Here is a 22,024-nt window from a genome sequence, read left to right as displayed (position 1 = left end):
CTCATTAATATAGTAATTAAGAATAGGAGTCCTATCAGACCCATCGTGAATCATACGGGAATGGACAGGTCGAATCTAGCAGTTTGGCACGCACCTGTACCAAACAACCACAATACCGACAAGTGCTACCGTACTGTAATGCCGGACAGCTGTAACAGGAGGATAATCTCTGCTCATATTCGGCATCTGCAACAACAGGGCGTGAACGTGAGGCTAGCTCCACAAGACGCGCTAGCTTGGCTTCACTAATCTGTACATCATATTGATCATCGCAACCTTTGCAAAGTGAACGCTCAGACTTCTGACCTGCCTCCATAGATAAACGGTTGTTCATAGCACTATGCCTTTATTGCAATGACTCCAACAGATGCAGGTGGCAATACGAACCGCAATTGACCATTTTCCAGTGCAACATCCTTCCAGTCCGATGGAGTAACGTTCTCTGGTTGCTCAAACGTATTAAACGCACCGATCTCCCCGTGGTGTAGAATACGTCCTGAGGCAACGGAAGAATCGGTTGCTTGCAATTGGCACACCACTTCCAGCTCATCTGTATGACTGAGATTACATGCGGTCACATGAATTACACCTTCCTGATCACGTGATGCAGACAAGCTAAGCTGTGGGATTGTATCTTCACCAAAAGTGTATCCAGGGCTCTCAAAATCCAGCTCCAGTCGCTCCGCATCCATATGAACCTGATACATATCAAAGACGTGATAAGTTGGCGTAAGGATCATCTTCTCGCCTTCAGTCAGAACAAGTGCTTGCAACACATTCACGATCTGTGCAAGGTTTGCCATTTGCACCCGCTTGTTATACTTATTGAATAAATTCAGATTAATGCCTGCTACCAGAGCATCTCTCATCGTATTCTGCTGATAGAGGAATCCTGGATTGGTTCCCGGCTCCACGTTGTACCATGTGCCCCACTCGTCGATAATCAGACCAACTTTACATTCAGGGTCGTACTTATCCATAATCTCGGAATGTTTCACAATCAACTCTTCCATATGAAGTGTGCGCTTCAATGTCTGGAACCAATCACTTTCATTAAAACCAGTCGCTTCACCTTTATCTTGCCATACGCCCGTTGGGAGAGTGTAATAATGTAGGCTGAGTCCACTCATATGCTGATGGGCTTCACGCATTAATACTTCTGTCCAATGATAGTTATCCTCGTTTGGCCCACATGCAATTTTGTAAATCTGGTTATCGGAATAGTTGCGCACATACGTGGCATATCGGCGGTATTCGTCAGCATAATATTCTGCTCGCATATTGCCGCCGCATCCCCAGTTCTCGTTACCTACCCCAAAGTACGTCAATTTCCAAGGCTTCTCTCGACCATTGCTCTTCCGCCAATTTGCCATTGGTGATTCGCCATCAAACGTCATGTATTCCACCCATTGTTGCATCTCTTGAACTGAACCACTTCCTACATTTCCGCTAATATAAGGTTCCGCTCCAAGCAATTCACACAGTCTCAGAAATTCATGAGTTCCAAAATGATTGTTCTCTTCCACGCCGCCCCAGTTCGTATTGATCATTCGCGCACGCTCACTCAGCGGCCCCACGCCATCCTTCCAGTGATATTCATCAGCAAAACAGCCACCAGGCCAGCGGAGCACCGGAATATTTAGCTTTTGCAGTGCTGTTAGTACATCATTGCGAATACCCTCAGTATTCGGAATAGGTGAGTCTTCTCCAACCCATATTCCTTCATAAATACAACGACCTAGATGTTCAGAAAAGTGACCATAGATATTGCGATTTATTAATCCTTGATTAGAATCTGCCTTTAAAGTAACGTTAACCATTAATTCAACCTCCCAAAAAGTATGTTGTTATCGCTTACAATATCGTTTTTTTGAATCCGTTTCAACTATTAATGTTACACTGCAAATAGACCCTTTCTAGCTTATAGTAGCCGGAGAGAGTCTACTTATTCTTATATTTAGTTCGAGAGCAACGTTAGAGCGTATTTATCCTTCTTATTTTTGAAATAACATCTATACAATTCCATTAGAATTGTTTATTTATTGCCATATAGACGGCATATTTTTTTTGTGAGCGCATCTAGTTTTCTTACCTTACAACCTTTATTGTTTCGTGGCTCGTTATGGACACATCACCGACTGCTTCAACACCTAACCATTCGTTATAGAAGTATGAGAAATTAACATACGAAAGATAGGCTATTCAGATCGATATTGTTCCATGTGGAACTTTTTTTATAAGGAGTACACTACGGGAAGCATAATTACATTCATCTTAAACCTAGCTAGAAAAACCACAATTATTTGCTAGGTTACGAAGTGCAATCATATCAGCCCACGGTAGAGGCATGCGAACAGACGTGCTATAATATTCCTTATGGACTTTTAATAAACGGTGGATGTTTTCAGATCACGGCGCAGCTTCCCGAAAGGGGGTGACGTCGATGGTCACATTTGTGGCGTTGCTTGATGTAATTCGATGGATTGCTGCGATCCTCAGTATTGTGCTGAGTGGGCGAAAGCTATACCGTTGGTTACGCAAAAAGTTTCGTAGCAAGCGAAAACCCACCTCATAAGGTTGACGGCCTAACGGTGGGTTTCGCTTGAATAGCAGTATTTAATTCATATGCGCCGTGACAATCCACAGCCTCTCGGGTCCTAAGAGTCTTTACCGTTGGTAGCGGTGAAGGCTCTTCTTAGTGTATGGTCGAACCCAAGTGACATATACTCCGTGATTGTAATATACCAACTAATAAACTAATCCATATATTACTGAATACTTATGTAGTCAGTATACCACAGCTCCAGATAGAAGTTAAATTAAGTTAACTTAATCGTTATCCGCTGAGAGACGGAATATTGTTCGGCTTAATCATTCTTTTTCGTCACTCCCTCAGGAGTAGTTGTAAATTCTCAAATAAGGACCATGAGAACAAAAAAAACGCCCCCCTTCTACGCAGGATTCCACCTGGCGTAGACAGAGAGGCGATCATTTTAACTATTACTTCACGAAACCAAGCAGCATTTCACGAATCATTTTCGCGGCCACAATCTGAGTCTGTTGTGTTGGATCATAGATTGGCGCAACTTCGACCAAGTCACATCCAACTACGTTCACATCAGAGCCTGCAATCATGTGGATTGCTTCCAGCAGTTCTTTAGATGTAATGCCACCCGCTTCTGCCGTTCCTGTTCCTGGTGCCGCAGAAGGATCAAGCACATCGATATCAATGGTCACATACACTGGACGGTTGCCCATTTTCGGAAGAGCTTCCTTCATTGGAGCTGCAACTTCAAACGGATAGAAGTTAATGTTCTCGCGTCCATACTGGAACTCCTCGCGGGAACCGGAACGAATACCGAATTGATAAATATTTTTGCCGCCCATCAACTCAGCCGCTTTACGTACTGGTGTAGAGTGGGACAATGGCTCTCCTTCATAGTTTTCACGAAGGTCTGCGTGTGCATCAATATGAATCAAGATTAGATCCGGGTATTTCTTATACATTTGTTGAATGACCGGCCAAGTAACCAGATGCTCTCCGCCGAGACCAATCGGGAATTTGTCGTCAGCCAGCAGGCTACCGATGTATTCATGAATTACTTCAAGACTGCGTCCAGCATTACCGAAAGGCAAGAGCAGGTCTCCAGCATCAAAGTATGTCATGTCTACAATACTTTTATCGAGGTACGGGCTGTACTCTTCGAGTCCAACCGATGCCTGGCGGATATGAGATGGGCCAAAACGGGAGCCCGGACGGAAGCTGACGGTGTAATCCATCGGCATACCGTAGATAACCGCTTTGGAATTTTCATAATCCTCAGAGCTGCAAATAAATACATTTCCTGAATAAGCTTGATCCAGTTTCATTAATTGATTTCCCCTTTATTTCGTTAAATCTTCCACGAATTTAGGAAGTACAAATGCCGCTTTGTGCAGACGCGGAGAGTAATATTTCGTATCCATCTCCGGAATTTGAGTCTCATCCACCGTAAGCGGGTCATGCTTCTTGCTGCCCATGGTGAATGTCCACAGACCGCTTGGGTATGTTGGAATATTACAGCCGTACACATGTACGATCGGGAAGATTTCTTTGACGTCTTTGTTCACCTTCTGGATTAGATCTGCCTTGAACCAAGGGTTGTCCGTCTGGGCAACGAAGATTCCGTCTTCTTTGAGTGATTCATAAATGCCTTGGTAGAAACCACGCTCAAACAATGGAGCAGCTGGCCCTACAGGCTCGGTGGAGTCTACGATGATCACATCGTATTCATTTTTATGTTCAATAATATGCATGTAGCCGTCGTTCACAAGGACTTCCACATTGGGCTCGTCCAGCTTACCGGCGATCTCATGCAAATATTTTTTGGAATATTCAATAACTTTACCGTCGATTTCAACGAGAACAGCTTTTTCTACTGTACTGTGCTTAATGACTTCACGGATTACGCCACCGTCGCCACCGCCAACAACCAATACCTTTTTCGGATTCGGGTGGGTATGGAGTGCAGGGTGAGCTGCCATTTCATGATACACGAACTCGTCTTTTACCGTCGTCATAACCATACCGTCAAGGATCAACATATTACCGAATTCTTCGGTCTCTATCATAGCCAAATCTTGAAAGTCTGTTTGCTCTGTAACATAAGTCTGCTTAATCTTCGCGGTGATCCCGAATACAGGGGTCTGTTTCTCCGTAAACCATAGTTCCATAATCTCTACCTTCTTTCCGTAAAGTATTGATCAGCCATACCCGATTAAGCGCTACACGCTTAAACGTTCGCCCAAGCACGTCCAGCGTTCGGCGCCACACAGCATGATGGTTGCTGGTTGCGGGAGAGATCCGCGTTTCACTTCATTTATAGATTAAAAATGGACCAGAACGCGCAAAGCAACTGACAGATCAACGAATCAGTGACATTTGGTGTGGTTCGTCCTTCCGTGTCTTCTGTATATTGTGCCGAACTCGTTCTTTTCATTACCCTTTTGCATTATACGCGATAGACGTTTATACTGCAAAACGGTTTTCCCACAATATGATACTTATTAAACCGTTATGTAGCGCGGTGAATATACCTGCCACTCTAATCCCATACTGGAAAGAAAAGAAAGGAGCCCGTTCCATGAATCAGACACGCCAAAAGACCCGCAAACGCGGGTTCCGTATATGGAAATTCGTCAAAGGGATCTCTGTGCTGGTTGTACTTGGTCTGATTGCCACAGCAGCCGGACTCGTCTATCTATATGCCACTAGCCTGCCCCTAGCTGACTCCGATCGCAATTCCAGATTATTGGACAGCCAGGGCGACATCATCGCAACCTTCTCTGCTGGCGGCAAAGACTCAGTACCTGTACAACTGCAAGATATCTCGCCAGATCTCGTTCATGCCACACTGGCTGTAGAGGATCGCAAGTTCTATGAGCATTACGGCTTCGACATTCGGGGTATGGGACGAGCTGTGCTCGTTAACCTGGAGCACATGCAGATGTCTCAAGGAGCCAGTACCCTCACACAACAACTCGCACGTAATCTGTACCTGTCCCACGAGAAAACATGGACCCGTAAAGCCAAAGAAGCTATGTACACCGCTCAGCTTGAAATGAAATATAGCAAGGACGAGATTCTACAGATGTACCTGAATGAAATCTATTATGGTCATGGAGCCTACGGCATTGAGGCTGCTTCACGCATGTATTTTGGCAAAAGCGCTAAACAACTGGATCTCGCTGAGAGTGCTATGCTAGCGGGCATCCCGAAAGGCCCAACCTATTATTCTCCATACAATCATATGAAGAATGCCAAGGATCGGCAGAAGATTGTATTAAATGCTATGGCAGATATCGGAGAAATTACACAGACCGAGGCGGATAAGGCCTACGAGGAAATGCTCCAATTCAGACCCGAAAGTGAACGGAAAACGGTGGAAAAAGCTCCATATTTCCGAGATTATATCCGGAATCTAGCCATTAAGGAACTGGGCATCAGTGAAGCGATGCTGGATCATGGTGGATTAAACATCTACACCACACTAGATCTACGTGTGCAAAAGGCGGCAGAAGATGCCGTATCCAAGGGTATGGATGCTACAGGTGAGCTAGAGACCGCACTGGTCTCCATTGACCCTCGCACAGGCTATATCAAAGCAATGGTCGGCGGTAAAAATTATCGCACCAATCAGATTAACCACGTGCTGGCAACGACACGCCAACCAGGTTCAGCATTCAAACCCATTATGTACTTGGCCGCACTGGAGTCTAAACAGCTCACTAGTGCATCTATGTTTAATAGCGAGCCTACCTTGTTCCACTACGACAATGATCGTAAGACGTACAAACCAGGGAACTTTGGTGACAAATACCTCGGTGAGATCGATCTGAGAAAAGCGATAGCCGCATCAGACAATATCTATGCGGTTAATACGATCATGCAGATTGGGCCAGAGCAGGTTGTGAATATGGCCAGAAATTTAGGGATCACAAGCAATATGAGTGCTGTCCCTTCCCTTGCACTCGGAACCTCACCCGTTAGCCCATTGGAGATGGCATCTGCCTTTTCAGTCATTGCCGCTGGCGGTCAACGTACTCCTCCTGTGGCTATTTTACAGGTGACTGACGCTGCAGGTCGTGTTCTGTATGAAGCACCTCAGACCCAAGCAGAAACGGTCGTTGAGCCCGCCGCTGCCTACGTGTTGACTCGGTTAATGGAGAGTGTATTTGAAAATGGCGGAACAGGGAACCGTGTCTCAGCTGCCATCAAGCGACCCGTTGCAGGCAAAACAGGAACAACCAATACAGACGCCTGGCTGGTCGGTTTCACCCCTGAGCTCTCAACCGCCGTCTGGGTTGGATATGATCAAGGGAAAGCAATCTCCACCGCTGATGGTCGCCGTGCGGCCCCCATGTTCGCCCAGTTCACGGAACAAGCACTCGCCAGTGTTCCACCCAAAATATTTTCGGTACCAGACAACGTTGTTAGTGTCTACATTGATCCTGAATCCGGTAAGCTGGCTGGTAATGGATGCCCAGAGAAACGACTTGAAGTATTTATTGATGGAACCGAGCCAACGGAAGTATGTCGCAGTGCTTCAGAAGACTCGGAATCTGGAAGCGATGGTATGACTCATGAGGTACAGCAGCAACAGGGGCTACAGGAAGAAAAACATTCATGGTGGAGAGATTTCAAACGTTGGTGGGTAGAATGACGCAAATACGTAATAACGTAGTTGCGTCATCATCACTTTTCAACAGATGGACTCCCTATCTTTGCAATCAATAGCCAGCTGAGTGAAAGTCTGTCCGGCTCGTTCTCACAATGGACGTGATTATAAGACACTTCAAAAGGAAAACTGATCTTGGTCTCGGACAACATTTAAGAAGCCCCGCACCTGATGTGAGGACTGATTCCTGTTATAAACAGGTGACATTCCTTCACTAGAGGTCACGGGGCTTTTTTAGCCTAATGATTTAGTTTAATCAAACGCACTGAAACAAATTAGGGCGCCTAGGACAAAGCATCCTTCAATACATCCGGTGAAGCATTCCACCATTCTTCATTATGTGAGATCAGAAGTGTCTTCAGTGCTGCACGTTCTTCTGGACCCAGATCATCCAACATAAAGCGGCGTTTCAACGCATAATCCATGCGGTTCACATGATCCGCAAGCAATTTCCATCCACGCTTAGCCTCCGTATCAATCCACATCTCACAAGCCGTCGCACCACCATATAACTGTCCCTGCTCTGTACGATCTACAGCGACCCAAACAAGCCATACTTGGCGTCCATTAGGTACGTCCTCACGATTGGTCGAAAACTTGATGCCACGCTCCACTTTGCTCTTCGCGTGCATCGCACCAATATCAATCTTGGCTTCGCCTTGATCAATAATGACCGGGGATAAGTTATTCAGATCAATAGAACCCGAACCGAAACCTTTGTGTTTGCTTTTTGCACTAACGATATTCAAGGCAATTTGTTTTTTGCCGTTTTGCTCGTTTTGTTCCATGTTTATAGCCTCCAAGGGTTGATACAAATATTTTAACTAATATTCGTCCCATTGCAAACATATACATGCTGTAGATGCTTGTCAACGGGAGGTATTTAACGATGATTCCACGACGCGCCAAGAGTTGGCTCACCGCGTTCCTCGCCCTGTGTGTGCTTGTTGCAGGAGCATGGATAACGCTGGGAAACACTCGCTCCACAACATCCGAATTGCCTGTGCTCGCCCCAGAAGTGGGCAAGCCTCCAGGAAAGCCCCAAACCTCCGCACCTCCAGAAAGCGTGCAGACCCCGACTGCTGAAGTGTTCAGCGACCGCGTGGTGGAATATCACATCGATGTGAAATTGGTGGACGGAAATGTGTTACAAGGAACACAGACACTAACTTGGACTCATCCAGGCAAAAAAACAGTCAACGAGCTTTATTTCCACCTGTATCCCAATGCATTCTCCTCTTCAGACACTACTTTTATGAAGGAGTCTGGCGGAAAGCTTCGTGGGGATGTTATGCCCACAGATGGTTATGGGTCCATGAAGATTACAGAGATGAAAACAGAAGACGGTCTGTCACTTTTACACCGCATGCAATACGTACAGCCAGACGACGGAAATATGAAAGACAAAACACTTATCAAAATCCGATTGCCCAAACCGGTGAAGGGCGGCGAGAGCATAACGCTGCACACTCGATTTGAAGTACAACTGCCCAAAATTTTTGCCCGTATGGGGACTGCAGACGATTTTGTGATGGCAGGGCAATGGTTCCCCAAAATTAGCGTATACGAGCCTACAGGTAGACGTGGACGCACAGCCGAGGGTTGGAATTTGCACCAATATCACGGCAATTCCGAATTTTATGCCGACTTCGGTATCTATAGCGTACGCATTCGAGTACCGGAATCATACAAGGTAGCCGCAACAGGTTTTCCAACGCAACAGGCAGTTGTGAAAAATAACGAAAAGATCTATCAATTCTATGCCGATGATGTCCATGATTTTGCATGGGCGGCCTCACCTCATTTTGTTTATGCCGAAGAACCCTTCTCCGCCCCCAATGTTCCTGGAGTAAGGATCAAACTCTATCTTGACCCTGCGCACCAGGATCTAAAAGAACGTTACTTCTACGCCGCTAAGGCAGCTCTAGCGAACTACAGCAAATGGTTTGGCACTTATCCCTACTCTACCCTCTCCATTGTCGTTCCTCCAAAAACCGGAAATGGTGCAGGAGGCATGGAGTATCCAACGTTGGTGACTGCCTTCGGGGCGGACGATACAACACCCGGGTATGATCTGGAACGAACCGTCGTCCATGAAATTGGTCATCAGTATTTCTATGGTATGCTCGCCAGCAATGAATTTGAGGAGGCTTGGTTAGACGAAGGATTCACCTCTTATGCAGAGGATAAATTAATGGAGCAGGAATATGGTCTAATCCCTAACCTACCCGTTCAAGCGGGTTTGATCACGTCTCCAGCCCCGTTGACACAGGAAGCATGGAAGTTTGATTCACAGAACCATTATGCAGCGAATGTGTATACACGAGGTAAGCTTGTCTTGCTCGGTATCGAACAACAAGTCGGCTCCAAAACAATGGAACGCATCCTCTCTACTTATGTGAAGAAGTATCGTTTCAAACATCCTACTTCAACAGATTTTCAAAAGGTCGTGGAGCAAGTTACTCGCACTTCATGGTCTACGTATTTTGATCAATATGTATATGGTGATGGGATGGCGGACTTTGCTGTGGAGAAGATCAGCGTAACTCCGATTCAGAAGGGCGATCAAGAGGTGTACGAATCCTCTGTGACCATTCAGAAAAAAGGAAGCAATTATATGAAGGTTCCTGTGCGAATTGTGTTCGAGGATGGGCATATCGTGAATAAACAATGGAATGGAAACGAGGAGCGGATCACATATAAGCTTACCTATACTTCTCCGGTTTCTTGGGCCATGACCGACCCTCTGTACACTGTGGTATTAGAGACTCGTCATATGGACAATTTCCTGAAAGCTAATCTGGACGAATCATCCAAATTCCGCTGGAGTTTGAGCGCAACCAAACTTATTGAAGCTATTTTCGGAAGTCTGTCATGGTGAGGTGGAGACAGTGAAAGCAAAAATACGTGAAGGCTGGTTTCTCGTCCGTCAGCATATATTCATAGCCGCACTACTATTTATCTATCAATTAGTATGGGGGTACTTTATCTATCGATTAGTGCAGTCGGCGGTTGTCCCGCTGTTGCTTCGATATCCTGGCACGGATGCTGGAGAGCTCAGTACCCTTTTGTTCAAAATGGAAAGTCAACTCAGCCTCTCTACTCATCCCGAGGTTCATCGGTATCTATGGATTCTTGGAGCTATGCTGCTGCTGCGCATGTTAATCACTCCCCTCATCCAAGCAGGGCTGTTGTACTCATTACAACACTTTAATCAATCGGAGGAACGAACTCCTTTTGTCCGTGGTATCAAAGTGTTGTGGAAACCCATGTTGCTGCTGCACTTCATCCGAACGTTGTTGATGTTGTTGCCGGCCTACTGGCTTGTGCCCACACTATTCGCCACTCTAATGGATGGGTTCCATTCATTACAACTGTTACTGCCGGGTATTCCGTATGTTGTCGGTTGGATCGTGTACGGCTGGATTATTCATCACGTGATGTTATACATGCAGTTCGGTGCATCAGCTCCAGATGGAGAAGGCCGAGCACGCGGTGCATTATACGCTCTATGGATTGCGCTTCGTCATATCGTTCCTGTGATTGGCATCGCCTTGCTTCTGGGGGGGCTTCATCTGCTCATCTTCGGTGCCTTCACTTCGGCATCCTGGTTCTTAACAGGGCTAGCTGGCCTTATATTACAGCAAACGTATCCTCTAGCTCGCTGTCTTATGTCTCTATGGAAGATATGTGCCCATTTCCGCTTATGGCAATCCAAGTCGACTAAAAGTTGATTCAAACAGGTTAAAATTTGTTACCATCTCTATGTCACATAAACGCAATGATAACGCTTCACAAAAGGAAACCTCAACCTTTCCCCGTCAAAGGTCGAGGTTTTTTTTGCTAATTTTACTGCTAAACGTTGCCAAATCAATGTACCTCTGGTACAATAATCGCAGTGAGTTTTTAGTAACAACTTTGTAATATTTACCTTCATATTTGTAACTACTTAAAATTTAATCGTCATTTCTTGATTTTACAGGTGCACAACTAGCATAGCCAAATTCCTAGCACCTGGGAAGCGGGGGAACCAGTTATGGGTGAATTGATCTTGCTACAGAGGGATCATAGGGGACCTTCAACCGAATCCTTAAGCTAACCTCGCAGGCATTGGAAGGGGTATATCTCTTGTTCAAGAAGAAACTAACCGCAGCTGTACTTAGCCTCACATTCGCATTATCGCTTGGAGCTGGCAGCGCGTTCGCAGATTCAAAAATGGATGAAGTAATTGACTCAGCAATGGGAACTACATACAAAAGCGGGGGAACAACGCTTAACGGCTTTGACTGCTCTGGATTTACACGGTATGTATTCGACAAGCTTGGGATTGATTTGGCACGCCAATCAAGCTCCCAATTCGACATGGGTGATTCCGTTTCCCGTTCAGAAATGAGACCTGGCGATCTAGTATTCTTTAATACTTCCGGCAGTGGAGTATCACACGTAGGAATTTTCGTTGGAGAAGGTAAGTTTGCACACTCCTCTTCTTCCAAAGGCGTTACCATTAGCGCACTGAGCGAAAACTACTGGGCTAACCGCTATGTTGGCGCTAAACGTATTATGAGCACGGACGCGTATGAAACACTCGCACGTGACTAGGGACAAGCTGAGCAACATCATACTGTAACCAAGCATAACAGAACCGCCCGATCCATTCTCCGCAGGAATGTATCCGGCGGTTTTTTTGTGCTTCTTCGTCCGTGCCCTTATGATGTTTTTACCCATCCTATTGTAATATAAACGTAATGAACTGATCTTTTGTTTCAATTTTTTTCTATTTTACGAAGACTTGCCAAAACTACACCACGTTCTGTAGAGTAATGTTAGGAATATCTATACATTGACACATGATCTGTAGGATCCATCCCCATTCAAGAGCTTGTTCGGTTTTGAAGAGGTACCTATCCTACAAATGAGAGGAGCGTGCAGTAAGTATGGACGAAGCTTCTGTGACGTTTCACGTTAAACCTATGGAAGAAGAACACGCTCAGCAGATATGCAGTTGGCAATACAACCCACCTTATAATATTTATAGCTGGCTTCCTTGGGAACAGATGAAGGCACTTGAAGTCGAATTTGGAGATTTGCAGCTAAGGAAAGACCAATATGCTGTCATTTGGGGCGAGAATGATGAAATCTGCGGTTTTGCACAGTTCTTCCCGCTGGTCGGAGTCACCCGAATTGGACTAGGTATGCATCCCGAACGATGTGGTCACGGCCAAGGTGTTGAATTTGTGTCTGCGATTGTACAAGAAGCCATTCGCAGGAATCCCTCAAATGAAATTGATTTAGAAGTGCTCACCTGGAACACAAGAGCCATCCGGGTCTATGAAAAGGTTGGTTTTATCACCCAAGATACATACGAACGTCAGACACCTACTGGCTTGCAACCTTTTTATTGTATGGTGTATACAGGAGCTCGTTAACTTATAAGATTGTTATGAGCTAATACGATTCCCGCTTTTAGTTGATAAGTTTCAAAAAATTACCACAAAATGCTATGATGTCATGGACAGTTCCGTTATAATGATATGGACAGATTCAGTTAGGTGATCTTTCATTCTGGAGGGGACATAAGGGATGCACAAATGGATCATGAGCGGGGTATTTTTTGCAGCGTGCGCGTTTGCTATTATTTTAATGTTTACGCTTCCAGGAAAAGAAGAGGTTGCCCAGGAAGCTAAACCAACTATGCCGGAAGTCACGATGGATGCCGGACAGGCTGAAGCACTGGTGAAAGCCAATTGTATTTCCTGTCACGGTGATCAGCTTCAAGGGGGCGTAGGTCCAGCTCTTGCGAACATCGGAAGTCAGGATGACGTTGAGAAGATCTACTCCACGATCGTCAAAGGTAAAGGCGGTATGCCTGCGTTCAAGGATCGACTGCAAGATGAAGAGATTGCCAACATTGCGATGTGGCTCGCCGAGAAAAAGTAACGGATGACCGAAGAGGCTATTACCTCCCTACCCGGGGTGTAACAGCCTCTTCTCTGTGCTTGGACACATCAATGATAGAATCAGTTGCTTGATGTCTGCTGTGCAAGAAATGCCTCTACTTCATCTGCAGACGGCATTCCTGACTGGGCACCCAGCTTCGTCACAGATAGCGCAGCCGCGCCCATAGCGAAGCTTACGGCCGCGTCAAGCGTCTCGCCGCGCGCAAGGGCTACTGCCAGTGCGCCGTTGAAGCAGTCGCCAGCGCCGGTCGTATCGACGGCGCTTACGGCGTAGCCGGGCGCACGGCACGCGCCGGCACGCCCTGCTTGTACGCGGCCGCCTGGCGCTGCCGCGTACACAGCCCCCTCGGGGCCGAGCGTCGTGACGACGGCGGCCCCGAGGGATGCGGCGAGCTCTGCGACCGCCGCATCCAGGTCTTCCGGCCGGAGTTGATCCCGGCCGGTAAGCACGGCGAGCTCACTGCGGTTCGGCGTGACGACGTCAACGCACCGCAGGAGCTCCTGGGGCAGACCCGGCACTGCCGGAGCCGGGTTGAGCACCACCAGTGCGCTGCCTTCTGCCGCTAGAGTAGCGGCGCGGGTGACCGCTGGCAGCGGAATCTCAAGCTGCAGCAGCACCGCTGCGGCTGCAGTCAGGCTTTTCACCGTATCCGCCTCTTCCAGCATCTCCGGTACTACCTTTCCATTCGCCCCTGGGATAACAACAATTCGGTTATCTCCATTGGAGAGCCAGATCGAGGCTGTACCCGTCGCTGACTCATCCATGACACGAACCTGCGATGCATCTACCCCACTCTCATGCAGGCTACGAAGCAGGCGTTCGCCAAACACATCTGTCCCTACAGCTCCAATCATCGTTGTCTGCCCACCGAGACGAGCAGAGGCCACTGCCTGGTTAGCCCCTTTGCCACCAGCAAGATAGTGCAACTCTTCCCCGCTGACCGTTTCTCCCTCTTCTGGAATCGTATCCGTTTTGACGACAAGATCCATATTGAGGCTACCAACGACAGCGATAAGCGGATGTTTCTGATTGTTGTCTGACATGCCGTTCACCCATTTCTAGCAGACGAGCCTAACCGAGTGGTTATTCCGCCCTCATTTTCTCAAATGTTTCGTTGAATTGCTCCGCTTCTTTAATATCTACAGATGTAATGCCTCCGTCATCCCATGACGTGAGACGTAGCGTGACTGTTGTATAATCAATCGTAATGAAAGGATGATGATTAAATGCTTCCGAGATCGCAGCGACCTCATCTACAAATGCAATCCCTTTCATGTAGTTAGAAAACACAAATTTGCGGACAATCCATCGTCCCTCCTCTAGTTCCCAGCCTTCAAGCCTTCCCAGATGAGCTTCGACTTCCTCTTGCGAAAAAACCATACGTTATCTTCCTCCCCATACGATGGAAACATCACCATACTTCCGTATCCATCTATGCTACCAACGAAACCTTTGGCACTACCCACTAGCCCCAAACGGTTGGTTCACCGCAGTGCGATTCGCCGTTTCATGACTATCATCTTACCATGGACAAGCCTCAAAATCCAATCTAACAGATGACGGTAGAGCCAATAACCATAAGGCTTTCAGGGGTTTATCTCCCATGATATCTGACCCTGAATTAACGCTTCTTTGCAAGCTAAATAAGCGGTACAAAGGTGAGCTCTTCTTCTCCAATCAAAATATGAATCCGGTGCTGATCCTTATCATGGATGACAACCCCGCTGCCAACTGGAATAACCGATTCCTCACCTAGCGCATAGAACAGATCCTCTGCCAGTGCCTCATCGACTTCAAGCTGCTCCGCTTCGCCTAATCTGCTCCACTCTTCCGAATCCATTTCAAAGAAAACATACCGATCCGGTATACGACTGAGAGCCTGTGTTAAATCTGTCAATATTCCTTCATAATCCCGTCCATGCTTTACGCCCATTGGCTTTTCACTCCTATTCGGCTCCTAAGGAGCGGATTTCATCTTATTATAACTGAAAATAACCCTTAAAAAAAAAGGCCTATTGGTCGATAAATACTATACATGATCGTTTTAACTGTTTTGGCAATCCAAAAGAGTGCTGAGCATGAAACGAATTGCGGCTCTACGTTCGTCCGGAAGCCCGAATATAGCCGCTTGAAAGGATTCAATTTTATCTCATGGATGAGGTGTATGATGAACATTTCAACAATTATTGGACTTGTTTTGGGACTCGCTTCACTTGTAATCGGTATGATGTTGAAGCATGCTCCCGTAATTAATCTGGTCAACAACCCAGCAGCCTATATGATTATATTTGTTGGTACCGCAGCAAGTATTTTTATGGCATTCCCTATGTCAGAAGTCAAGAGAATTCCGAAGCTCTTCGGAATTTTGTTCAAACAGCAAAAATTGATCGATCGCGTATCCCTAATCGGCACATTTATGGACTGGGCTTCCACTACCCGTCGTGAAGGTTTGCTTGCACTAGAATCAAAAGTTGAAGAAATCGACGATCATTTCCTCCGCAGCGGCATGCGAATGATTATCGACGGGAACGATCAAGATTTCGTCAGCGATGTTTTAATGGAAAACATTCACACTACAGAGGAACGTCACCGCAGTGGTGCACTGATCTTCTCCCAAGCAGGTATGTATGCTCCAACACTCGGCGTTCTTGGAGCCGTAGTTGGTTTGATCGCAGCCCTTGCCGACCTTAGCGATATGGATAAGCTCTCACAAGCGATTGCAGCAGCATTCATCGCTACCCTCTTGGGTATCTTTACAGGTTATGTACTGTGGCATCCAATGTCCAACAAGTTGAAGCGGATGTCCAAGCAAGAGATGGAAATCAAGCTCATGATGGTTGAGGGCCTGCTCTCGATTCAATCCGGTGTTTCCACCATTGCTATCAATCAGAAATTATCTGTATTCCTGACACCTTCCGAACGTAAACAACTGGAAGAGAAGGAGGGTTCATCAGGTGAAAAAGGCTAAGAAGCATGAACCACATGAAGAGCATATAGACGAGAGTTGGTTGCTCCCTTATTCTGACTTGATGACCTTGTTGCTCGCTCTGTTTATTGTGTTGTTCGGCATGAGTTCCATTGATGCGGGTAAGTTTGAGCAAATGGCTTCCGCACTAAGCAGCGCATTGAATGGTGGATCAGGTGTCCTTGATTATAGCTCCATGAATCCTGAAACTCCGGGTGCTGATCTTGGTAAGAAGAAAGAACAGCCTGAGGAGATTACGAAAAAATCACCAAATCAGATCACCGATGCTCAGATGGCTCAGAAAGAGCAAGAGGATCTGGAGAAGCTCAAAGAACGTCTGGATCAGTATATTTCAAAAAATGGACTTTCCGATCAGCTTAACACCAAGTTAAATCAGTCGGAACTGAAGATCACGATCAGTGATAATGCCTTGTTCTCCTCTGGACGAGCCGATGTGAAACCAGAATCGCGCTCCTTGGCCAAAGCGATCTCAAGTATGCTTCAGGAGTTCCCAGAATATGAAGTGGTTGTATCCGGTCATACCGATAATATTCCCATTTCCAACAACCAATATAAGGATAACTGGGATTTGAGTGCAGATCGTGCCCTCAACTTCCTCAAAATTCTGTTGCTTAATACATCGCTCGATCCTTCCAAGTTCACACCTAGCGGCTACGGAGAGTACCATCCAATCGCTAGTAACGATACGAATGTTGGACGAGCACAGAATCGACGTGTAGAGGTTTCCATCATTCGGAAATATCAAAGTAACAACTCGTCTGTAAAAGCTGTTGATTCGGCTAACTAGAAGCCCTATAAATAGCATAAGCTATTCCGAACAAACGATACGTGCCGCTTTCCTTTTACCAAGGGGAGTGGCACTTTTGTTTTACCTCCTACTCTGCTGTGGAATCCCGGTATTATTACTTTGTTGCTATTAATGGTTCTTGCTCTGCTCCTATGGGCAGATGAAGAAAGCCAGCATCCTGTAATCCCTTAGGGACTCCCGAACGCTGGCTTTATTTACACTCTGGCTATGCTCTCTTATTATTCTAATGAATAGTCGAGCAGACTACCGAGTTCTGCTTTCTCTGCCGCAGTTAACTCTCTCCACTTGCCCGTAGCTTGTTCCCCCAGATGAATGTTCATGATACGAATCCTTTTCAGCTTCCGAACCTCATAACCAAATGCACTGCACATCCGGCGAATCTGGCGGTTCTTTCCTTCGGTCAGTATAATACGGAACATTCGATCCGAGATACGAGTCACTTTGCAAGGAAGCGTCATTTCGCCAAGAATTTTGACCCCTGTACTCATACCCTGTAGGAAGCTTGCAGTTACTGGTCGATCCACGGTAACGATATATTCCTTCTCATGGCGACCCTCTGCTCTTAAAACCCGGTTCACAATGTCCCCATCATTGGTCATAAGAATCAAACCTTCTGAATCTTTATCTAATCGACCAATCGGGAAGATCCGCTCTGTGTGGCCTACAAAATCTACAATGTTCCCCTTGATATGTTGCTCCGTCGTACTGGTGATACCCACCGGCTTGTTCAGCGCGATGTACACATGTTTTCTTTTCTCCTGGATCGGCTGTCCATTAATGCGTACATCATCGCCTTCTTCAGCCTGACTACCTAGCTCTGCCTGGACACCATTAATCGTTACTTTCCCACTCTCGACTAACTTGTCCGCTTCACGCCGGGAACAGTAACCTGTCTCACTAATAAATTTATTGATACGCAAAAGGTCATCTCACCTCATCTAGTTCTCTTCGTCTGTAGGGGGCTGCTCCGTGCTGTTATCGTCTCCTGCCTGCTCTGGCAACTTATCCGAAGCCGGAAGATCAATAATAACCGTTGTCCCCTTGTTCATGACACTTCTAATATCCATCATGCCCTTATGTGATTGAATGATGCGCTGACTGACCATCAGACCAAGCCCCGTTCCCGACTCTTTGTTGGTAAAGAACGGTTCGCCTAGCTTCGGCATCATCTCTTCAGGAATACCAATTCCTTCGTCCTTGATCTCAATCCTTACTCGATTCAGCTCTTCCTCATGGTGAAGACGAATTTGAATACTTCCTCCATTAGGCATCGCCTCCATACCATTTTTGAGCAGGTTAATAAACACCTGCTTCAATTGGTTCTCTTCACAGTGTACCATAGCAGAATCGGAAGAGGCACTTAGCACAAATTCTACACCATGCAGATGCGCTTGGCTATCGAGCAGTGAGATCACATCTCCCAGGATAAAACGGATATCCCGATCTTGGAAATGTACCGCCTGTGGCTTCGCCAAGATCAGGAACTCACCAACGATGAGATTGATCCGATCTAGCTCTGACAGCATTAAGTCTAGATGGCGATGATTGAGCTTGTTCGTCTGCTGTTGAAGTTGAAGGAACCCACGCAACGTGGTTAGTGGATTCCGAATTTCGTGCGCAACGCCAGCAGCCAATTGTCCTACAGTCGTTAACTTCTCAGAACGTCTCAGCAGCTCTTCCATTCGGTTGCGACTTGTGATGTCTCGCGATACACTGATAAGTGCTGTGATTTCGCCCTCTTCGTCTCGAACAGGAGCAGTACTTACACTGACTTCTACACGAGTTCCATCCTTCTTCATCCAAGTCGTTTCATTAGAGGTGATTGACATACCCTCAATTAACTGAGCATGCTGCTCACGCCGTTCCTCTTCTGCCTCTGGAGGGATGATCTTCAAGGTGCGCCCTTCTACTTCACGGCTACGCCAGCCGTATAGCTGCTCAAAAGCACGGTTTACCCGAAGCACATTTCCATCGAGATCCGTAATATGAATCGCATCCGCAGTCTGATTAATAATCGATTCTAGATGCTCTTTGACTGCGCGGTTCTCTTCATACATCTGCTTGAGGCGATTCGTATAATGACCAAGATTGCGAATCATGGCATTAATTCGGTTGGCGAGCTGTCCGAGCTCATCCTTCCTTCTCACTTTCAGACGGAAATCGAAATGCCCATCAACGACATCATTTACTTTGCCTAATATCAATTGAATTGGACGTGTAATATATCCTGCGAGCAGATAACTGCCGAAGATTACAATCTCAAGCAATACAAGGGAGATCGAGGCATGGCTGACCAACTGCTCTGACACCATGGAAGATATCTGCTTATAGTCCATGACAATTCCGATTACATAAGACGATTGATTAGGAGTAAAAATAGGAATAAAACTCTTTAACACTTTTTGATCATGTGTTTCGCTGACAAAAGAAACGTTCTGTCCCGTACGAATAGCTTTCACCACCGCACGGTGATCCTCTTCTGTTGTGCCATATTGATATGTTCCGAACCTGATTGGTTTGCTGTTTAACTTGCTAAAGTTACTATCTCTTCCGTCATCGTTCATACTTGGACTACCAAAGGTTAAAGGATTAATACCTGTAATCTCAAGAATAGAAGGATTAACTTCGCGAATTTTGTTCAAAATCTCATCTGGACCAGAGATCTTCACATAGTCATCAACTTCGGCATTATTATAGAAGGGATTGATTATGTAGTTCCTCTTCCCATCATGGTAGTAGCCCCAAATATCAATATCTGACGGACTGGATGTCGAATACTCGAATCCATCTGACCAGAAATGATCCAGCGCTTGCCCTTGGGGAATGGTGACCTGATGCTTTTCGAACAATTGCTTGAAGGCCTGATACCAATACGTCATGGATTTTGTGGAAAGTCCAATCTCCCGCGGATCGGAAGAACGGGTTACCACGATATCATCCTCGGTCTGTTCCATGAGCGATATGTGGGACACGCCGACCTTTTTGCTCACACGTACAAGGTCTTCATTTGTGATATTATTAATATCCGGATCTAGTTCTTCTGCAGCCATAACCGAAGCAAGCCACAGATTACTGCCAATCTGGCGTTTTACATATTCTGAACTATACTGATTCTGTTCGACAGAAATCGCGATCTGTTTAGCAGTCAGCACCATTTTATTTTCGCTGTCCTGTCTAAGGTTTTCCTCTGTAGTATAATAACTCAGTGCAATATTCAGCACCAAAATAACGAGCACTGAACAAGACATAATCATGGATAATTTCGTTTTTATAGACAACTTTTTGTTCACCTCTCGGCTTGTACCCTTTGGCGATATATGGCAAAACCTATATCCATCATAACGGTTGTATGTGGTTTTGAAAAGGATATTTGACCATAGTCCAAAAGTTACCGTTTAGCTAAAAAGCTCGAAATTTATTGTTTTTTCGCTTTTTCCATGTCTACAATTAAATAAGTCACAAAAACTATACACAAATCCACAGGGTTGTGGATAGTATGTTTATAACTATGTGAGCAACTCGGTAGTTATCCACAGACTTATACACAACATGTTAACAAACCGAATATTTGTTCGCTGAATAAACCGTTTTTGAAAGGGGCTTTTAACTGTAATGAATGATATTTCCTCCCATATTGATCTTTCCCACCTTCCGGAAGATGCTAGGCACGAGTACTGGATGCGGGAAGCCATTGCTGAGGCACAAAAAGCGGAGGCACTTGGGGAAGTTCCTATTGGGGCTGTCATCGTGCAGAATAACCGGATCGTCGGACGTGGATATAACCTGCGAGAAACAACGCTGGATTCGACAGCTCATGCAGAAATGGTCGCAATTCGTCAGGCCAGTGAAACGATTGGAGCTTGGCGACTGCTGGATTGCAGTCTGTATGTTACGCTTGAGCCTTGCCCCATGTGTGCGGGTGCGATCGTACAATCACGCGTTCCACGTGTAATCTACGGCACGGCTGATCCAAAGGCCGGATGTGCAGGAACATTGATGAACCTGTTGCAGGAGCCGAGGTTTAATCATCGAACAGATGTCATCCCGGATGTACTCCAGCCTGAATGCTCCACCATGCTCACTCAATTTTTCCGACGTTTACGTAAAAAATAAAGGCTTTATCCACTTTGAAAGGATGTGCAACGTAATTATGGCACTGACCCTATACGACACACCTCACGGTATCAGTCTTCGTTTATTAACATCAGAAGATACACAGGCCTATCTAGATCTGATTCAGATTACACGCATCCCCTATCAATCTGTAGAGCCTATACGAGAGGATGAGTTCTATACGCTGGAAGCCCAGACTAGACGCATACAGGATCGAATGAAGGCTTCTGAAGAAGGAACCGGGTATCAGTTCGGGATTTATACAATCCAGGACAGCACTCTCATTGGACAAGTTAGCCTAAACAATGTTGTCCACGGTGTCGCCAACTATGCAGATATGGGTTACTTCATCCACCCCGACTATCAAGGGGGCGGACGAATGACTGCTGCTGTGAAATTGGCTGTAGCCTACGCATTTCGTGCTCTGAAGCTGAATCGTGTACAAGCCGCCATTCTGCCTTCCAATCAAGGATCACAACGTGTGCTTGAGAAGAACGGCTTTCAAGCAGAAGGTATTGCACGTAAATACCTTAAGATTAATGGGCAATATCAAGACCATCAGATATACGCTGTTCTCGTTGATGATCTGCATGAACAATTATCCGACTAGTCGCTCACAGTATAGTCCGTTTCCATCCAAACACTACATCACCCCGAGAAATAGGCGTGTAACAAAAAACCGCATCACCCCCAAAAAAGGGAGTTGTGCGGTTTTTCTTTACATCACAGATCGTTTGTACTTTTATTTTGTAGACATGACCATTCTTCACAGCTTTTAGCCCTTTCCATACTTCGCTTTTCTCCCACTCATCCGCTACAGCAGGTAGAGATGAATCCTCCATATTGAAGTTCCTAAAATGAGATAGTCTGTATAGACTGTTACACTCATTTCATGCAAAAACCGCCTATATTCAAAGCGGAAAACGTTCTTCCGTTTGATTA

22 protein-coding genes and 1 riboswitch are annotated in these 22,024 nt (G+C 46.0%); of the genes, 11 read left to right on the top strand and 11 right to left on the bottom strand.

Annotation, left to right across the window (positions count from 1 at the left end; genetic code table 11):
• Positions 1–34 precede the first annotated feature (34 nt).
• Positions 35–334: a DUF6171 family protein gene (locus MH215_RS28475; protein ID WP_239294234.1), complete on the bottom strand. Its 300-nt coding sequence runs from the start codon at positions 332–334 to the stop codon at positions 35–37.
• A gap of 4 nt (positions 335–338) precedes the next feature.
• On the bottom strand, positions 339–1,820 hold the full coding sequence (locus tag MH215_RS28470) for an alpha-N-arabinofuranosidase (protein WP_239294233.1): 1,482 nt from the start codon (positions 1,818–1,820) through the stop codon (positions 339–341).
• A gap of 623 nt (positions 1,821–2,443) precedes the next feature.
• On the opposite strand from MH215_RS28470, the gene MH215_RS29170 reads away from it, so the two are divergent.
• A complete protein-coding gene (locus MH215_RS29170) occupies positions 2,444–2,575 on the top strand; it encodes a hypothetical protein (protein WP_275446375.1) in 132 nt (43 codons plus the stop codon).
• Positions 2,576–3,000: 425 nt separating this feature from the next.
• On the opposite strand, the gene speB is transcribed toward MH215_RS29170, so the two are convergent.
• Both speB and speE read right to left on the bottom strand, forming a co-directional pair.
• Positions 3,001–3,870, bottom strand: a complete 870-nt coding sequence (gene speB / locus MH215_RS28465) for an agmatinase (protein WP_145326605.1) — start codon at positions 3,868–3,870, stop codon at positions 3,001–3,003.
• Positions 3,871–3,885: 15 nt separating this feature from the next.
• The gene (speE, locus tag MH215_RS28460) at positions 3,886–4,713 is read right to left on the bottom strand and encodes a polyamine aminopropyltransferase (protein ID WP_239294232.1); all 828 of its coding nucleotides are present in this window, start codon (positions 4,711–4,713) and stop codon (positions 3,886–3,888) included.
• Between the two features lie 410 nt (positions 4,714–5,123).
• Here speE and MH215_RS28455 point away from each other — a divergent pair, with 410 nt between their 5' ends.
• Positions 5,124–7,202 carry a transglycosylase domain-containing protein gene (locus MH215_RS28455; protein WP_239294231.1) on the top strand — a complete coding sequence of 693 codons (2,079 nt, stop codon included), beginning with the start codon at positions 5,124–5,126 and terminating at the stop codon, positions 7,200–7,202.
• Between the two features lie 299 nt (positions 7,203–7,501).
• Here the strand turns inward: MH215_RS28455 and MH215_RS28450 are convergent, their stop codons facing one another.
• Positions 7,502–8,005, bottom strand: coding sequence for a YwhD family protein (locus MH215_RS28450; protein WP_056698127.1), 504 nt, complete (start codon positions 8,003–8,005; stop codon positions 7,502–7,504).
• 101 nt (positions 8,006–8,106) lie between these two features.
• Between MH215_RS28450 and MH215_RS28445 the strand changes: the two genes are divergently transcribed.
• The 5 genes from MH215_RS28445 (at position 8,107) to MH215_RS28425 (ending at position 13,154) form a co-directional block, all read left to right on the top strand.
• Positions 8,107–10,098, top strand: coding sequence for a M1 family metallopeptidase (locus tag MH215_RS28445; RefSeq protein WP_239294230.1), 1,992 nt, complete (start codon positions 8,107–8,109; stop codon positions 10,096–10,098).
• Positions 10,099–10,108: 10 nt separating this feature from the next.
• Entirely contained in the window at positions 10,109–10,951 is an 843-nt protein-coding gene (locus MH215_RS28440) for a hypothetical protein (protein ID WP_239294229.1), read from the top strand.
• A 253-nt stretch (positions 10,952–11,204) separates the two neighbouring features.
• A riboswitch (cyclic di-AMP (ydaO/yuaA leader) is annotated at positions 11,205–11,342 on the top strand.
• 3 nt (positions 11,343–11,345) lie between these two features.
• Positions 11,346–11,816 (top strand): C40 family peptidase, encoded by a 471-nt coding sequence (locus tag MH215_RS28435; protein ID WP_056698118.1) that lies wholly within the window; start codon positions 11,346–11,348, stop codon positions 11,814–11,816.
• Positions 11,817–12,151: 335 nt separating this feature from the next.
• Positions 12,152–12,643, top strand: a complete 492-nt coding sequence (locus tag MH215_RS28430) for a GNAT family N-acetyltransferase (protein ID WP_239294228.1) — start codon at positions 12,152–12,154, stop codon at positions 12,641–12,643.
• A gap of 154 nt (positions 12,644–12,797) precedes the next feature.
• Positions 12,798–13,154: a c-type cytochrome gene (locus MH215_RS28425; protein ID WP_056698111.1), complete on the top strand. Its 357-nt coding sequence runs from the start codon at positions 12,798–12,800 to the stop codon at positions 13,152–13,154.
• 80 nt (positions 13,155–13,234) lie between these two features.
• On the opposite strand, the gene rbsK is transcribed toward MH215_RS28425, so the two are convergent.
• From rbsK to MH215_RS28410, 3 genes are all read right to left on the bottom strand, one after another.
• Positions 13,235–14,218, bottom strand: coding sequence for a ribokinase (gene rbsK / locus MH215_RS28420; protein WP_239294227.1), 984 nt, complete (start codon positions 14,216–14,218; stop codon positions 13,235–13,237).
• Positions 14,219–14,258: 40 nt separating this feature from the next.
• Positions 14,259–14,555, bottom strand: coding sequence for a 4a-hydroxytetrahydrobiopterin dehydratase (locus MH215_RS28415; protein ID WP_056698106.1), 297 nt, complete (start codon positions 14,553–14,555; stop codon positions 14,259–14,261).
• 259 nt (positions 14,556–14,814) lie between these two features.
• Positions 14,815–15,108, bottom strand: coding sequence for a hypothetical protein (locus MH215_RS28410; protein ID WP_145053396.1), 294 nt, complete (start codon positions 15,106–15,108; stop codon positions 14,815–14,817).
• 234 nt (positions 15,109–15,342) lie between these two features.
• Here MH215_RS28410 and motA point away from each other — a divergent pair, with 234 nt between their 5' ends.
• Positions 15,343–16,143 carry a flagellar motor stator protein MotA gene (gene motA, locus MH215_RS28405; RefSeq protein WP_056698100.1) on the top strand — a complete coding sequence of 267 codons (801 nt, stop codon included), beginning with the start codon at positions 15,343–15,345 and terminating at the stop codon, positions 16,141–16,143.
• On the top strand, positions 16,130–16,948 hold the full coding sequence (gene motB / locus MH215_RS28400; protein WP_056698097.1) for a flagellar motor protein MotB: 819 nt from the start codon (positions 16,130–16,132) through the stop codon (positions 16,946–16,948). The genes motA and motB overlap by 14 nt, the downstream gene beginning before the upstream one ends.
• 239 nt (positions 16,949–17,187) lie before the next feature.
• On the opposite strand, the gene rluF is transcribed toward motB, so the two are convergent.
• Both rluF and MH215_RS28390 read right to left on the bottom strand, forming a co-directional pair.
• On the bottom strand, positions 17,188–17,889 hold the full coding sequence (rluF, locus tag MH215_RS28395) for a 23S rRNA pseudouridine(2604) synthase RluF (protein ID WP_239294226.1): 702 nt from the start codon (positions 17,887–17,889) through the stop codon (positions 17,188–17,190).
• 18 nt (positions 17,890–17,907) lie between these two features.
• Positions 17,908–20,247, bottom strand: a complete 2,340-nt coding sequence (locus tag MH215_RS28390; protein ID WP_239294225.1) for a PAS domain S-box protein — start codon at positions 20,245–20,247, stop codon at positions 17,908–17,910.
• Between the two features lie 334 nt (positions 20,248–20,581).
• On the opposite strand from MH215_RS28390, the gene tadA reads away from it, so the two are divergent.
• The gene (gene tadA, locus MH215_RS28385) at positions 20,582–21,082 is read left to right on the top strand and encodes a tRNA adenosine(34) deaminase TadA (RefSeq protein ID WP_056698088.1); all 501 of its coding nucleotides are present in this window, start codon (positions 20,582–20,584) and stop codon (positions 21,080–21,082) included.
• A gap of 37 nt (positions 21,083–21,119) precedes the next feature.
• On the top strand, positions 21,120–21,692 hold the full coding sequence (locus MH215_RS28380) for a GNAT family N-acetyltransferase (RefSeq protein ID WP_056698085.1): 573 nt from the start codon (positions 21,120–21,122) through the stop codon (positions 21,690–21,692).
• 4 nt (positions 21,693–21,696) lie between these two features.
• Here MH215_RS28380 and MH215_RS28375 read toward each other — a convergent pair whose 3' ends face one another.
• Entirely contained in the window at positions 21,697–21,924 is a 228-nt protein-coding gene (locus tag MH215_RS28375; protein WP_239294224.1) for a hypothetical protein, read from the bottom strand.
• Positions 21,925–22,024: the final 100 nt, after the last annotated feature.

The sequence above is a fragment of the Paenibacillus sp. ACRSA genome (assembly GCF_022346845.1).
GTDB lineage: Bacteria > Bacillota > Bacilli > Paenibacillales > Paenibacillaceae > Paenibacillus.
Note: the sequence above shows the minus strand (reverse complement) of the source record. Positions and strands in the feature narration are given on the sequence as shown.

Excerpts from the sequence above, each read along its gene's own strand:
- MH215_RS28475 (WP_239294234.1), bottom strand. The coding sequence starts at position 334 with ATGAACAACCGTTTATCTATGGAGGCAGGTCAGAAGTCTGAGCGTTCA.
- MH215_RS28470 (WP_239294233.1), bottom strand. The coding sequence starts at position 1,820 with ATGGTTAACGTTACTTTAAAGGCAGATTCTAATCAAGGATTAATAAAT.
- MH215_RS29170 (WP_275446375.1), top strand. The coding sequence starts at position 2,444 with ATGGTCACATTTGTGGCGTTGCTTGATGTAATTCGATGGATTGCTGCG.
- speB (WP_145326605.1), bottom strand. The coding sequence starts at position 3,870 with ATGAAACTGGATCAAGCTTATTCAGGAAATGTATTTATTTGCAGCTCT.
- speE (WP_239294232.1), bottom strand. The coding sequence starts at position 4,713 with ATGGAACTATGGTTTACGGAGAAACAGACCCCTGTATTCGGGATCACC.
- MH215_RS28455 (WP_239294231.1), top strand. The coding sequence starts at position 5,124 with ATGAATCAGACACGCCAAAAGACCCGCAAACGCGGGTTCCGTATATGG.
- MH215_RS28450 (WP_056698127.1), bottom strand. The coding sequence starts at position 8,005 with ATGGAACAAAACGAGCAAAACGGCAAAAAACAAATTGCCTTGAATATC.
- MH215_RS28445 (WP_239294230.1), top strand. The coding sequence starts at position 8,107 with ATGATTCCACGACGCGCCAAGAGTTGGCTCACCGCGTTCCTCGCCCTG.
- MH215_RS28430 (WP_239294228.1), top strand. The coding sequence starts at position 12,152 with ATGGACGAAGCTTCTGTGACGTTTCACGTTAAACCTATGGAAGAAGAA.
- MH215_RS28425 (WP_056698111.1), top strand. The coding sequence starts at position 12,798 with ATGCACAAATGGATCATGAGCGGGGTATTTTTTGCAGCGTGCGCGTTT.
- rbsK (WP_239294227.1), bottom strand. The coding sequence starts at position 14,218 with ATGTCAGACAACAATCAGAAACATCCGCTTATCGCTGTCGTTGGTAGC.
- MH215_RS28415 (WP_056698106.1), bottom strand. The coding sequence starts at position 14,555 with ATGGTTTTTTCGCAAGAGGAAGTCGAAGCTCATCTGGGAAGGCTTGAA.
- MH215_RS28410 (WP_145053396.1), bottom strand. The coding sequence starts at position 15,108 with ATGGGCGTAAAGCATGGACGGGATTATGAAGGAATATTGACAGATTTA.
- motA (WP_056698100.1), top strand. The coding sequence starts at position 15,343 with ATGAACATTTCAACAATTATTGGACTTGTTTTGGGACTCGCTTCACTT.
- tadA (WP_056698088.1), top strand. The coding sequence starts at position 20,582 with ATGAATGATATTTCCTCCCATATTGATCTTTCCCACCTTCCGGAAGAT.
- MH215_RS28380 (WP_056698085.1), top strand. The coding sequence starts at position 21,120 with ATGGCACTGACCCTATACGACACACCTCACGGTATCAGTCTTCGTTTA.
- MH215_RS28375 (WP_239294224.1), bottom strand. The coding sequence starts at position 21,924 with ATGGAGGATTCATCTCTACCTGCTGTAGCGGATGAGTGGGAGAAAAGC.